Below are 13454 nucleotides of genomic sequence, written 5' to 3'. Positions count from 1 at the left end.
CGGCCCCATCCCCGGGGGCCCGGCGGCCCCGCGGGGGGGGGGGGGCCGCCGGCCCCCCCCCCCCCCCGGGGCGGGGGGGGGCCGGGGGGGGGGCCCCCCCCCGCGCCCCCCCGGCCGTTCCCGTGTCAGCCGCCGGTCGAGGCGGCCGCGGCCGCCGCGGCGCGCCTCTCACCCTCGGCCGCCGACCGCTTGCCGTAGAGCGCGGTCCACACCCCGAGCGCGCCGAGCACGCCGTAGATCATCACCGGGCTCAGGACGACCATCGTGTCCGTGCTCAGCACGTACGCGAGGACGATCCGCACCCCCGCCTCCGCCAGGTAGGCCACGCCCCACACCGTGGTCATCACGGTCATGGTCCGGCGGAACCCCTCGAACTGCCACAGGCCGTTCCACCACGCCGTGCTCTCCGGCGTGCCGTCGGTGGCGAACTTGCGGCCGAAGTAGAACATCAGCGGACGCGGAGCGAGCAGCGTCGCCAGACACAGCGCCCCGAAGAGGCCGGTCACCGCCGAGTCCTTGACCAGCAGCGCCCGGGCGGTGTGCGCGCCGACCAGCGAGACGACCGCCGTGATCACGATGAACACCAGCGTGACGAGGGCGAACTCGTCCACCTTCCGCCGCCAGGCCACCATGACCGCGCTGTCGAGCACCGGCCAGGCGCTGCTCGCGAGCAGCGCGCCGAACTCGCTCCAGCCGTGGTCCCGGAGGGCGTTGTACGTGAGGATCGGCGCGACGACGTTCAGGCCGATGGTCAGGATCCAGCCGAGGGCCGCCGCCCCGCCCGAGCGGGCGGGCGGCTGCGGACGGCCGCCGGTTGCGGTGGCGGCGGCCGCGGCGGGCTGCGTGGACATGCTTCCCCCTGAGGACTGCGAACAGTGTGGTCGGGGGGAACCTAGGTGCGGATCACGCCAAGAGAACAGGCGTCCAGCACCAAATAATCACCAAGGTGTCCGGAAGAGTCGACTCCGGAGCGGGCGTCTCAGACCCGCAGGCCGCGGATCACCAGAGCCGTCACGGCCTCGAACTCGGCCGTGATCGACGGGGACCGCCACTCCGCCGCGTACTGCGGGTCGTGGAACCGCCCCGTCGCATCGAACACCGCCCGCGCCGCGGCAGGCACGTCCGGCGCCGCCAGCGTCCCCGCCTCGACGCCCTCCCCGATGATCCGCGTCAGCTGGGCGATCAGCTCGGCCAGGTGCGCGTCCACGACACCGCTGTTCTCCGCCAGCAGCACCGTGTACGTCGCGAACAGCTCGGGATCGTCGCCGGCCTTGTGGCGCTTGGCGTCGAACAACGCCTCCAGCCACGCCTCCAGCTTCGACGGAGCCGGCTCCGCCGGCGCCTCGACGATCTCCGCCAGCAGGCCCACGGTCCGGCCCAGCCAGCGGTCCGTCACCGCCTCGCGCAGCGCCGCCTTCGACGGGAAGTGCCGGTACACGCTGCCATGGCTGACCCCCAGGGCACGCGCCACGTCCACCACGGTGGCCTTCGCGGGACCGTAGCGTCGCAGCACCTCCTCGGTCGTCTCGAGGATGCGCTCGGGGGTCAGGGGCTCGGCGGCAGCGGGTGGCATGACTACGACCGTACCGCCCGGTCAGTGCTCGCTGTCGAGGTGGGCCATCTGCGCCGCCGGGTACCGCTCACCCGCCGCGGCCCCCACCGGGACGGCCGCCTCGATCGCGGCCAGGTCGGCCGGGCCCAGCTCGACCTCCAGCGCACCCAGCGCCTCGGCCAGCCGGTCGCGCCGGCGCGCACCGACGAGCGGCACGATGTCCGCGCCCTGCGCGAGCACCCAGGCGATAGCGGCCTGCGCCACGGTGACGCCCTTGGCGGCCGCCACCGCGCGCAGCGCCTCCACCAGGTCGAGGTTCCGGTGCAGGTTCTCGCCCTGGAAGCGCGGGCTCATGCCACGGAAGTCGCCGGGCGCCAGCGCCCGGTCCCGAGTGAAGTGGCCGCTGATCAGGCCCCGGGACAGCACGCCGTACGCCGTGACACCGATCCCGAGCTCGCGGGCGGTCGGCAGGATCTCCTTCTCGATGCCGCGGGAGATCAGCGAGTACTCGATCTGCAGGTCCGCGATCGGAGCGACGGCGGCGGCCCTGCGCATCGTCTCCGCCCCGACCTCGGAGAGCCCGATGTGCCGCACGTGCCCGGCCTCGACGGCCTCGGCGATGGCCCCGACCGTCTCCTCGATCGGCACGTCCGGATCGACGCGCGCGATCCGGTAGACGTCGATGTGGTCCCGGCCGAGGCGCTGGAGCGAGTAGGCGAGGAAGTTCCGGACGGCCTCCGGCCGCCCGTCGTACCCGGCGAACCCACCCTCGACGGTGCGCAGCGCACCGAACTTCACGCTGGTCAGCGCCTGGTCGCGCAGGTGCGCGGGGGCGGTGCGGAGGGCTTCGTTGATGAGCAGCTCGTTGTGCCCCATGCCGTAGAAGTCCCCGGTGTCGAGCAGGGTGACGCCGGCTTCGAGCGCCGCGTGAATGGTCGCGATCGACTCGGCCCGGTCGCTCTCACCGTAGAGCGCGGACATCCCCATGCAGCCGAGCCCGAGGGGGAAGGTGCGGGGACCGGTGGCACCGAGGGTGCGGGTGGTGGGGGTGGAGGAGGTCGTGGAGGTCATGAGACGAGTTTGGCATGAGCGATGACAGATTTCAATATCTGTCAGTTGATGGGCGGGGGGAGGGGGTGGGTGGAGGTGGGCGAGGGGATCGGGGTGGGCCCTGAGGGTGTCTCGGGGGTGAGGCGGCGCGGTGGGGCCGCGTGCTGCTCTTCCTGCGCGGCTGCCGGGTTGTTCTCGCCCGCCGATTGCGGGAAATGGCCACTGGATAAGGGTCATCTCCGACCCCACCGCCCTTCACGGCCCAAGACGGCCGTCTGTCGCCGAGACGAGAGGAGCGCGTAGCGATCGTGGGCGGCTTATGAAGGGGCACGGCCGGCCTGGCGGTCGCTGAGACGGGCGGGGGGCCTACGGACGGTGGTGCGTCCGCCCCGTGGGGCGGGGCCGGGCCCCGGTGCCGGGGGCACGCACCTGGTACCGGAGTGCCTGAGGTGTCCCCCCTGGGCGTCTTTCCTGGGGTTGTCCGCCGAGGTCTTTGCCTTCCGGGCCGGGGTGGCCTGTCAAGGGTGGAACGAAGTGGAATCGCCGCAGGCGACGCGACGAAGGAGCGCCCTTGACAGGGTGCCCCGGCCCGGAAACCCTCGGTCGGCGGACGGCCCCAGATAGCGCCACCTCCCCGACACCGCCCCCGGTGATGCCGGCCTCCGCCGCCCACCCCACCCCACCCGATCCCGCCCGGGCGTGGACCGCTCTCCGTTCAGCTCCTGAGGCCGGGGCCCCGGGTGGCGCCCTTCCTGCCCTCCGGCAGTTCGCCGCCGCCGGCCTTCCCCACCCTCCCCGCGGTCGCTGCCGCCCATCTGCCCGTCGTGGCCGCGCCCACCACCAGGACGGCGAGACCGCAGGCCGTGATCACCCACCACGCCACCCGCGCGGCGTCGACGAAGTCGGCGCCCTGGGCCAGGCCGCCGGCCAGGACCGCGCCGATCACCGCGACCCCCAGCGTGCCGCCCGTCTGGCGGCTCGTGGAGGCCACGGCGGCCGCGACGCCCGCCTGAGCGCGCGGCATGCCCGAGACCGCGGTGTTGGTGATTGGCGCGTTGACCAGCCCGAAACCCAACCCGAACAGCACGTACGACGCGAAGAGCACCGCATCCGACCCCTCCACCCCGCCAGCCGCACCAGCCCCGCCAGCCGCACCAGCCCCACCAGCCCCACCAACCCACCCCGCCCCACCAACCCACCCCGCCCCACCAACTCCACCGACTCCACCAACTCCACCAACCCCACCCGCCCAACCCACCGCGAAGAGCAGCCCGCTCGCCCCCATCGCCGCCCCGGCGACCAGCAGCGGCAGGCGGGGTCCCCGGGTGCCCACCAGGCGCCCCGACAGCGGGGCGAAGACGAAGGTCAGGGCGGCCATCGGGAGCATGTACAGGCCGGCTTCGAGGGCCGACAGGCCCCGTACGTCCTGGAGGTAGAGGGTGTTCAGGAAGAGGAAGCCGCTCAGTCCCGCGAACGCGCACACCGCGATGACCACGGCTCCGCTGAACGGCGCGCTGCGGAAGAAGCGGGGGTCGATCAGCGGCTCCGCGCGCCGGAGCTCGTACCTGACCAGCCCCACCAGTGACAGCGTCGCGACCGTCCCGCAGGTCCACAGCACCCAGGCCGGGGCGTGCGGCGCCTCGATGATCCCGTACGTCAGCGAGCCCAGCAGCAGCATCACCAGCACCTGGCCCACCGGGTCGGCGCGGCGGGGCCGCGGGGCCCGGGACTCGGGCACGTACCGGAGGGTGAGCCCGAGCGCGAGCAGTCCCACCGGCAGGTTCAGCCAGAAGATCGAGCGCCAGCCCACGCTGTCCACCAGCAGGCCGCCGATCACCGGCCCGGCGGCGAGCGAGACGCCGACCACGCCGCCCCAGACGCCGATCGCGCGGGCGCGTTCCCGGGGGTCGGTGAACGTGTTGGTGATGATCGACATGGCGACGGGGTTGAGCATCGAGCCGCCCACGGCCTGGAGCATCCGGAAGGCGATCAGCGCCTCCAGGGTCGGGGCCAGGGAACAGAGCAGCGACCCCGTCGTGAAGAGCACCAGCCCGGTGGCGAAGACCCGGCGGCGGCCGACCCGGTCGGCGGTCGAGCCGGCGAGCATCAGGAGGGAGGCCAGGACCAGCGTGTACGCGTCGATGGTCCACTGCATCCCGGCGACGGAGGCGCCGAGTTCGCTCCGCATGGAGGGGAGGGCGACGTTCAGCACGGTGTTGTCGAGGCTGACGATCAGCAGGCTCATGCAGCAGATCGCGAGGATCAGCAGCCGTCTGCGCGGGCCGGGCTCGGGCGCGACGGACGAGACGGGCGGGAACGGCATGGCGCGCATGATTCAATAGTACGCCTAACTAATCAACACCCGAGTGAGGGACAATGGGCGGATGACCACGCTCGACCAGGCCCCCGCAGCCACCCCGGCCGCCGCGTCCGCGCAGGCCTCCGCAGCCACCCCGGCCGCCGCGTCCGCGCAGGCCACCGCCCCGGCCCCCGCCGCGTCCGCGCAGGCCACCGCCCCGGCCGCCCCCACCCTCTCCATCGGCCCGCACACCGTCCAGCCGCCGGTGGTGCTCGCGCCCATGGCCGGGATCACCAACGCCCCGTTCCGGACGCTCTGCCGCGAGTTCAGCGGCGGCAAGGGCCTGTTCGTGAGCGAGATGATCACGACCCGCGCCCTGGTCGAGCGCAACGACAAGACCATGCAGCTGATCCACTTCGACGAGAGCGAGAAGCCCCGCTCGATCCAGCTGTACGGGGTGGACCCGGTCACCGTCGGCAAGGCGGTCCGCATGATCGTGGACGAGGACCGGGCCGACCACATCGACCTGAACTTCGGCTGCCCCGTCCCCAAGGTCACCCGCAAGGGTGGCGGCTCGGCGCTGCCGTACAAGCGGAACCTGCTGCGCGCCATCCTCAAGGAGGCCGTCGGCAACGCCGGGGACCTCCCCGTGACGATGAAGATGCGCAAGGGCATCGACGACGACCACCTCACCTACCTCGACGCCGGCCGCATCGCGGTCGAGGAGGGCGTGACGGCCATCGCCCTGCACGGCCGCACCACCGCGCAGCACTACGGCGGCACCGCCGACTGGGAGGCCATCGCGCGGCTCAAGGAGCACGTGCCGGAGATCCCCGTGCTGGGCAACGGCGACATCTGGTGCGCCGAGGACGCCCTGCGCATGGTCCGGGAGACCGGCTGTGACGGCGTGGTCGTCGGGCGGGGCTGTCTGGGCCGTCCGTGGCTGTTCGGGGACCTGGTCGCGGCCTTCGAGGGCCGTACGGACGACCTGGCGCGGCCCGGCATGCGCGAGGTCGCGCGGGTCATGCTGCGGCACGCCACCCTGCTGGGCGAGTGGATCGGCGACGAGGCCCGCGGAGTGATCGACTTCCGTAAGCACGTGGCCTGGTACCTCAAGGGTTTCGCGGTCGGCTCCGAGATGCGCAAGAAGCTCGCGGTCATCTCCTCCCTGGCCGAGCTGGACGCTCATCTGAGCGAGCTTGATCTGGACCAGCCCTGGCCCGAGGGTGCGGACGGTCCCCGCGGCCGGACGTCCGGAAACAACCGAGTTGTCCTTCCCGACGGCTGGCTCAAGGATCCATACGACTGCGCCGGAGTGGGTGAGGAAGCCGAACTGGACACGTCCGGAGGCTGAACGGACGGCGTGATATGCGCCACGCATGGGTGGGGTTGCGCTCAGATGAGCGCGGAACCATCGACTGCACTTCTCAAAGGGTGGCACTGGGTGCCACCCTTTGTTCGTTCAAGAGTTGAAGGCAAAGTTATCGATCATCGCTCATGTGAGCACTCTGGAGCCACATCTGACGCTTTTCCCTTTGGGATCTGAAGGCTCGGGGGAGCTTCTGGCTACCGTTGAGTTACTTTCGATCTGCTGGCGGACGGGTGGTTGAAGCCGTACGACGGCCAAGTGGACGTACCGCAATGCCTTCGATCTGGGTATGTTCCTCGCCGTCAGGGCAGCCACCGAGTCCTCGAGGAGTCGAGACCCGTGTCGGAAAACAAAGATCAGAAGTTCGTCTACGACTTCACCGAGGGCAACCGCGACCTCAAGGACCTTCTCGGCGGCAAGGGTGCCAACCTCGCCGAGATGACCAACCTGGGTCTCCCGGTCCCTCCCGGCTTCACCATCACCACCGAGGCCTGCAAGGTCTACCTCGAGAGCGGCGAGGCCCCGGCCGCGCTGCAGGCCGAGGTCAGCGCCCACCTGGAGGCGCTCGAGCAGAAGATGGGCAAGAAGCTCGGCCAGTCCGACGACCCGCTGCTGGTCTCCGTCCGGTCCGGCGCCAAGTTCTCCATGCCCGGCATGATGGACACGGTCCTCAACATCGGCCTCTCCGACGAGTCCGTCACCGGTCTCGCCGCCCAGGCCGACAACGAGCGCTTCGCCTGGGACTCGTACCGCCGCCTGATCCAGATGTTCGGCAAGACCGTCCTGGGTGTCGACGGCGAGCTCTTCGAGGAGGCCCTTGAGGAGGCCAAGGCCGCGAAGAAGATCACGGTCGACACCGACCTCGACGCCGCCGACCTCAAGAAGATCGTCAAGACCTTCAAGAAGATCGTCGCCAAGGAGGCGGGCCGCGAGTTCCCGCAGGACCCGCGCGAGCAGATGGACCTCGCCGTCCGCGCCGTCTTCGACTCGTGGAACACCGACCGCGCCAAGCTGTACCGCCGCCAGGAGCGCATCCCGGGCGACCTCGGCACCGCCGTCAACGTCTGCTCCATGGTCTTCGGCAACCTCGGCCCCGACTCCGGCACCGGCGTCGCCTTCACCCGCGACCCCGCCAGCGGCCACCAGGGCGTCTACGGCGACTACCTCCAGAACGCGCAGGGCGAGGACGTCGTCGCGGGCATCCGCAACACCGTGCCGCTCGCCGACCTGGAGCAGATCGACAAGAAGTCGTACGACCAGCTCATGGGCATCATGGAGACGCTCGAGACGCACTACAAGGACCTGTGCGACATCGAGTTCACCATCGAGCGCGGCCAGCTGTGGATGCTCCAGACCCGCGTCGGCAAGCGCACCGCCGGTGCCGCCTTCCGCATCGCCACCCAGCTCGTGGACCAGGGCCTGATCGACGAGGCCGAGGCCCTCCAGCGCGTGACCGGCCACCAGCTGGCCCAGCTGATGTTCCCCCGCTTCGACGAGAGCGCGAAGGTCGAGCTGCTCGGCCGCGGCATCGCCGCCTCCCCGGGCGCGGCCGTCGGCAAGGCCGTCTTCGACTCCTACACGGCCGTCAAGTGGTCCCGCTCCGGCGAGAAGGTCATCCTGATCCGCCGCGAGACCAACCCGGACGACCTCGACGGCATGATCGCCTCCGAGGGCATCCTGACCTCCCGCGGCGGCAAGACCTCGCACGCCGCCGTCGTCGCCCGCGGCATGGGCAAGACCTGTGTCTGCGGCGCCGAGGAGCTGGACGTCGACACCAAGCGCCGCCGCCTGACCACGTCCGCCGGACAGGTCATCGAGGAGGGCGACGTCGTCTCCATCGACGGCTCCACCGGCAAGGTCTACCTGGGCGAGGTACCCGTCGTACCCTCCCCGGTCGTCGAGTACTTCGAGGGCCGCATGCACGCCGGCGCCGACGACGCCGACGAGCTCGTCCAGGCCGTCCACCGGATCATGGCGTACGCCGACCGGGTGCGCCGCCTGCGCGTCCGCGCCAACGCCGACAACGCCGAGGACGCGCTGCGCGCCCGCCGCTTCGGCGCCCAGGGCATCGGCCTGTGCCGCACCGAGCACATGTTCCTCGGCGAGCGCCGCGAGATGGTCGAGCGCCTGATCCTCGCGGACACCGAGTCCGAGCGCGAGGAGGCACTCAGTGCCCTCCTGCCGCTCCAGAAGAAGGACTTCGTCGAGCTGTTCGAGGCGATGGACGGCCTGCCCGTCACCGTCCGCCTGCTCGACCCGCCGCTGCACGAGTTCCTGCCCGACATCACCGAGCTGTCGGTGCGCGTCGCCCTCGCCGAGGCCCGCAAGGACCACAACGAGAACGACCTGCGCCTGCTCCAGGCCGTGCACAAGCTGCACGAGCAGAACCCGATGCTGGGTCTGCGCGGCGTCCGCCTCGGCCTGGTCATCCCCGGCCTGTTCGCCATGCAGGTCCGCGCGATCGCCGAGGCCGCGGCCATCCGCAAGGACGCCAAGGGCGACCCGCGCGCCGAGATCATGATCCCGCTCGTGGGCACCGTCCAGGAGCTGGAGATCGTCCGCGAGGAGGCCGACGCGATCATCGCCGAGGTCGAGGCCGCCACCGGCACCGAGCTCAGGCTCTCCATCGGCACGATGATCGAGCTGCCCCGCGCCGCCCTGACCGCCGGCCAGATCGCCGAGGCCGCGCAGTTCTTCTCCTTCGGCACGAACGACCTGACCCAGACCGTGTGGGGCTTCTCCCGCGACGACGTCGAGGCCAGCTTCTTCACCGCCTACCTGGAGAAGGGCATCTTCGGGGTCTCGCCCTTCGAGACCATCGACCGGGACGGCGTGGGCGCCCTGGTGCGCCACGCGGTCAAGGAAGGCCGCGCGACCCGCCCCGACCTGAAGCTCGGCGTCTGCGGCGAGCACGGCGGCGACCCGGAGTCGGTGCACTTCTTCCACGAGGCCGGCCTCGACTACGTCTCCTGCTCGCCCTTCCGGATCCCGGTGGCGCGCCTGGAGGCCGGCCGGGCCGCCGCGGAGGCCCAGGGCAGCGACAGCCGCTGAGACCGCGGCCGGGCCGCCCACGGGCCGCCCGGCCGCCCCCAACGGGCCGGTGGCGCGAACCGCCGGCCCGGGCGGGTGGCACGAACCACCCGTCCCCGGCCACCCGTCCTGTCATCCCTGACCAGACGGGACGGGCAGGCCGCCCACGGAACCGTCCCCCGCTCACCCGACCCTCATCGAGCGGAGGGCGGTTCCGGCATGCCCGGAGGCGGGAAACGCGATATCGGGGTGCGCCATATCCGGCATATCCAAAAAGATGCGGAATTCAACCAGCAGGCGGCGGGCGGATCCCCACCCGCCCGCCGCCTCCTGTCAATCAGCCGGACACGTCGGCGCTTCCCGGTGCGACCGACCGCCAGGCCCCGCAAAGCCCCCCACGGCCTTCGCGGAGCGTTTCCGGTCGCCCCGGAGTGTGCCCGGCGGAGTACAGCATTTCGCTTGTCACGCCCTCGCCGAAAGGGGTTTCAACTGTGGCCGAAAGGGCGTGGTGACGTCGCGTGACGGTGTGCATACTCGTGGGGCGGGGGGATTGCGGTTGCACAGTGTGGGGGTTCAGTGCTGCGTATCCATTTCACTGGAGTGGACCTGGCACGGGTGAGGATGGCGGGGAGACCCGATGCGTTGTGGGAAACGATTCTTAGTTTTCATCGCTTAAGAGACCGGCGTGATGCCCGCCTGTTCGGTGAATGGCGTACGGAAACTCGTACCCGGTTGAATGGTGAAACACGCCTGCTGGGTGCGCTGATACCGATCCGGGGCTATTTCCCGGACTTTCTGACGCCCGCCGAGGGCCGGTACGGCGTGGACCTGGGCCTCGACGCGCTCCGCGGCACCCGCGCCTCCCGCCTGCGCCGAGAGCTGGTGCAGGTCGGCGCCGGGGCCCCGATGGTGCCGCGGCTGCGGGAGCTCGCCGAGGGCGGCACCGAGCAGCTGGGCCGGCTGGTCACCGAGCTGCGGGCGTACCACCGGGTCGCGGTCGAGCCGTACTGGACGCACATCCAGGCCCAGATCGAGGCCGAGCGGGCGGCCCGGGGCCGGGCGCTGCTCGACGGAGGGGCGGACGAACTGCTGTCCTCCCTGCCGCCGATGCTGCGCTGGCGCTCGCCGGTGCTGGAGTGCGACTACCCCGTCGACCGGGACGTCCACCTGCGCGGGCGCGGGCTGCTGCTCCAGCCGTCGTTCTTCTGCCGGCGTACGGCGGTGACCCTGGCGGATCCGGAGCTGCCCCCGGTGCTGGTCTACCCGGCCGCCGCGCAGCTGAGTTCGGCCGCCACCCCGCGCGGGGCGGACCCGGGCACCCATCGCACCCTGGGCAAGCTGGTGGGCCACACGCGGTCCGTGGTCCTCCAGGCCATCGGCGACGGGGCCACCACGAGCGAACTGGCCCGCCGCGCCGGGGTGTCGCTCGCCTCGGCGAGCCAGCACGCCTGCGTGATGCGCGAGGCCGGGCTGGTGACCACGCTCCGGCACGGGAACGCCGTCCTGCACACGGTCACCCCGCTGGGCGCGGCCCTCCTCAAGGGCGGGGCCGTGGCCTCCTGAGCGCCGGCCCGCCCACGGCAACCACGGGCCGGGGCGGGGCGGCACAAGGGCGTGGCCCCGGCCGGGGGAGTCCGGCCGGGGCCACGTCCGTCCACCGGTCAGGTGCGGAAGGGACCCGTCACCTCGTACGTGATGCCGCCGGACGAGCTGCCGCTCGTACCGCGCTGGCTGGAGAAGTACAGGCGGTTGCCCGCGGGAGAGAAGGCCGGTCCGGTTATCTCGGAGGAGGCCTGGCCGGTGATCCGCAGGAACGGCGCCACCACGTCGTCCGGGGTGATCACGCAGATCTCCATGGTGCCGCCGTCCTCCGCGACGTACAGGTCGCCGAACAACGAGCCCGTGACGTTGTCGACGCCGGTCAGCGGGGCGCCGCCGCCGGCCACCAGCGAGTCGTCGTAGGCCAGCTCGTAGGTGCTGCTCGCCAGGTTCAGCTGCCAGACCCGGTTGTCGCCCTTGGTGGTGAACCAGACGGTGTCGTTGGCGTAGTGGCAGCCCTCGCCGCCGTTGAACTTCTTGGCGCCGGACACCTGGCTGCGGGTGGCGGTCGGCGAGCCGTCCGGGTCCGGCACGTTCTGCCAGGTGAAGGAGCCGGACGTGCCCGAGCCGGCCACCATGACCTGGAGGGTGCCGGCGGAGAGGTTGCCCCAGGTGTTCGGGACGAAGCGGTAGAAGCAGCCGTTCGTCTCGTCCTCGGTCAGGTAGACCACCTGCCGCACCGGGTCGGCCGCGGCCGCCTCGTGCTTGAACCTGCCCATCGCGGGACGCTGCACGGCCGCGTTGACGCCGAAGGGATCGGTCTCGTAGACGAAGCCGAGGCTGACCTCCTCACAGGACAGCCAGGTGTTCCACGGGGTCTTGCCACCCGCACAGTTCTGCCGGGTGCCGGAGAGGATCCGGTACGCGGAGGTGACCGTGCCCGAGGAGTTGAAGCGGACCGCGCTCGCCCCGCCGGACGGGTTGATCTCGGAGTTGGACACGTAGATCCAGCCCGAGCCGTCGGCGAAGCACGCACCGCCGTCGGGAGCGCTGTGCCAGGTGTACGAGGTGCCGCCGACGGTCTGGCCGGAGCGGGCGATCACGCGGCTGGTGAAGCCGCTGGGCAGCATGATCCCGTTGGCGTCGGCCGCGTTCAGGGCCCCGTAGGGGCCGGGGCCGGGCTGGGCGGGCGCGGCGTAGGCCGCGCCGCGCATGAGCGTGCCGCCGAAGGCGGCGGCCGAGGAGCCGATGACGGCGCCGCGCAGGAAGGTACGACGTTCCACGGTCACTCCTGGTGGGGAGGGGGCGCCCCGCGGCCCGGGACGGCCACGGGGTCGCGCGCCGAGGAACCTAGGCCTGCGGAATTGACGTGGCGTCAACGCCGGGTGTCCCGGGGGCGACCGGCGCCCAACGGACGGCGGGCCGACGGAGCCGGCCGCGCCCGCAGGGCGCCCGCCCCTCCCGGCACGCTCCCGGCGCACGCCCCCAGCCCCCCGGCACGGCCGGAGGGGCGTGCCGGCCCGGGACCTTGGACCCTGGGCCGGGCGCGGGGCGAAGGGGAATCTGGAGGCATGAACCACCACCGCGCCGACATCGCCGGCCGGGCGGACCTCGACCGCCTGCTGCGCCGCTTCTACACCGCGGCCTTCGCGGACCCCCGGATCGGCCCCTTCTTCACGGAGATCGCCGGCACCGATCTGGGCGTGCACCTGCCCCGGATCACCGACTTCTGGGAGCGGGCCCTCTTCCGTACCGCCGACTACCGGCGCAACGCCTTCGCCCCGCACGCCGCCCTGCACTCGGTGCGCGGCATGACCGCCGCCGACTTCGGCCGCTGGGTGCAGCTCTGGCACGCCACCGTCGACGGGCTGCACCGGGGACCGAACGCCGAGCGGGCCAAGGCGCAAGGGGAGCGGATCGCCCTCGCCCTGCACGGGCGCCTCGCCGGCCCCGGGGCCTCCCTGGCGGGCGAGGTGAACCGCGGCTTCATCCCCCTGGCCGCCCTGGAGCTCCGTTCCGCGGCCTGACTCGGCCCCTCACACCCCAGCTGACCTGCGGTGACGCCGTCGCGAAGAAATTTCCGGGAAAAATCACCGGCGAGCGATGAGTTCCGGGACGGCTCCCGGTCTACCTCTCTGTAACCGCCGCCCACGAGGGCGGCGGGACGGGAACACCGAGAGAGAAGAGACGGCCGATGTCCGCCACCATGATCTTCGTCAACCTGCCGGTCAAGGACCTGGACGCCGCCAAGGCCTTCTGGGAGAAGCTCGGCTACTCCTTCAACCCGCAGTTCACCGACGAGACGGCGGCCTCCCTGGTCATCAGCGACACGATCTTCGCCATGCTGCTGACCGAGGAGAAGTTCAAGGAGTTCGCCACCAAGCCGGTCGCCGACGCCTCCCGGACCACCGAGGTGATGGTCGCCCTCAGCGCCGAGAGCCGCGAGAAGGTCGACGAGGTGGTCGAGGCCGCCCTCGCCGCCGGCGCCACCGAGCCGCGGCCCGCCATGGACATGGGCTTCATGTACGGCCGCTCCTTCGAGGACCTGGACCACCACGTCTGGGAGTACGTCTGGATGGACCCGGCCGCCATCGAGGGCTGAGCCGGCCCCCGGG

10 protein-coding genes are annotated in these 13454 nt (G+C 71.8%); 5 read left to right on the top strand and 5 right to left on the bottom strand.

The genetic code is table 11. The features are described 5' to 3' along the window. Positions 1–125: 125 nt before the first annotated feature. The 4 genes from ACIQUR_RS34600 to ACIQUR_RS34585 form a co-directional block, all read right to left on the bottom strand. On the bottom strand, positions 126–851 hold the full coding sequence (locus tag ACIQUR_RS34600; RefSeq protein ID WP_403673252.1) for a VC0807 family protein: 726 nt from the start codon (positions 849–851) through the stop codon (positions 126–128). A gap of 128 nt (positions 852–979) precedes the next feature. Beyond that, complete coding sequence (locus tag ACIQUR_RS34595) at positions 980–1573, bottom strand: TetR family transcriptional regulator (RefSeq protein ID WP_403673250.1); 594 nt, start codon at positions 1571–1573, stop codon at positions 980–982. Positions 1574–1594: 21 nt separating this feature from the next. Beyond that, complete coding sequence (locus ACIQUR_RS34590) at positions 1595–2623, bottom strand: aldo/keto reductase (protein WP_403673248.1); 1029 nt, start codon at positions 2621–2623, stop codon at positions 1595–1597. Positions 2624–3317: 694 nt separating this feature from the next. Beyond that, positions 3318–4934 carry an MFS transporter gene (locus ACIQUR_RS34585; RefSeq protein WP_403673246.1) on the bottom strand — a complete coding sequence of 539 codons (1617 nt, stop codon included), beginning with the start codon at positions 4932–4934 and terminating at the stop codon, positions 3318–3320. Between the two features lie 52 nt (positions 4935–4986). Between ACIQUR_RS34585 and dusB the strand changes: the two genes are divergently transcribed. The 3 genes from dusB to ACIQUR_RS34570 all read left to right on the top strand — a co-directional run bounded on the left by dusB (position 4987) and on the right by ACIQUR_RS34570 (position 10863). Continuing rightward, complete coding sequence (gene dusB / locus ACIQUR_RS34580; protein ID WP_403673244.1) at positions 4987–6255, top strand: tRNA dihydrouridine synthase DusB; 1269 nt, start codon at positions 4987–4989, stop codon at positions 6253–6255. A gap of 354 nt (positions 6256–6609) precedes the next feature. Then, positions 6610–9321, top strand: a complete 2712-nt coding sequence (ppdK, locus tag ACIQUR_RS34575) for a pyruvate, phosphate dikinase (protein WP_403673242.1) — start codon at positions 6610–6612, stop codon at positions 9319–9321. Between the two features lie 555 nt (positions 9322–9876). After that, positions 9877–10863: an ArsR/SmtB family transcription factor gene (locus ACIQUR_RS34570; RefSeq protein WP_399958155.1), complete on the top strand. Its 987-nt coding sequence runs from the start codon at positions 9877–9879 to the stop codon at positions 10861–10863. A gap of 98 nt (positions 10864–10961) precedes the next feature. On the opposite strand, the gene ACIQUR_RS34565 is transcribed toward ACIQUR_RS34570, so the two are convergent. Then, complete coding sequence (locus ACIQUR_RS34565) at positions 10962–12122, bottom strand: alkaline phosphatase PhoX (RefSeq protein WP_403673240.1); 1161 nt, start codon at positions 12120–12122, stop codon at positions 10962–10964. Between the two features lie 288 nt (positions 12123–12410). On the opposite strand from ACIQUR_RS34565, the gene ACIQUR_RS34560 reads away from it, so the two are divergent. Both ACIQUR_RS34560 and ACIQUR_RS34555 read left to right on the top strand, forming a co-directional pair. Continuing rightward, positions 12411–12866: a group III truncated hemoglobin gene (locus tag ACIQUR_RS34560; RefSeq protein ID WP_403673238.1), complete on the top strand. Its 456-nt coding sequence runs from the start codon at positions 12411–12413 to the stop codon at positions 12864–12866. 167 nt (positions 12867–13033) lie between these two features. After that, positions 13034–13441: a VOC family protein gene (locus tag ACIQUR_RS34555; RefSeq protein ID WP_403673236.1), complete on the top strand. Its 408-nt coding sequence runs from the start codon at positions 13034–13036 to the stop codon at positions 13439–13441. Positions 13442–13454 lie beyond the last annotated feature (13 nt).

It is taken from the genome of Streptomyces sp. NPDC101132 (genome assembly GCF_044759225.1).
Lineage (GTDB): Bacteria > Actinomycetota > Actinomycetes > Streptomycetales > Streptomycetaceae > Streptomyces.
This window is presented reverse-complemented; position numbering and strand designations above follow the sequence as displayed.

Excerpts from the sequence above, each read along its gene's own strand:
- dusB (WP_403673244.1), top strand. The coding sequence starts at position 4,987 with ATGACCACGCTCGACCAGGCCCCCGCAGCCACCCCGGCCGCCGCGTCC.
- ACIQUR_RS34585 (WP_403673246.1), bottom strand. The coding sequence starts at position 4,934 with ATGCGCGCCATGCCGTTCCCGCCCGTCTCGTCCGTCGCGCCCGAGCCC.
- ACIQUR_RS34600 (WP_403673252.1), bottom strand. The coding sequence starts at position 851 with ATGTCCACGCAGCCCGCCGCGGCCGCCGCCACCGCAACCGGCGGCCGT.
- ACIQUR_RS34590 (WP_403673248.1), bottom strand. The coding sequence starts at position 2,623 with ATGACCTCCACGACCTCCTCCACCCCCACCACCCGCACCCTCGGTGCC.
- ACIQUR_RS34595 (WP_403673250.1), bottom strand. The coding sequence starts at position 1,573 with ATGCCACCCGCTGCCGCCGAGCCCCTGACCCCCGAGCGCATCCTCGAG.
- ACIQUR_RS34555 (WP_403673236.1), top strand. The coding sequence starts at position 13,034 with ATGTCCGCCACCATGATCTTCGTCAACCTGCCGGTCAAGGACCTGGAC.
- ACIQUR_RS34560 (WP_403673238.1), top strand. The coding sequence starts at position 12,411 with ATGAACCACCACCGCGCCGACATCGCCGGCCGGGCGGACCTCGACCGC.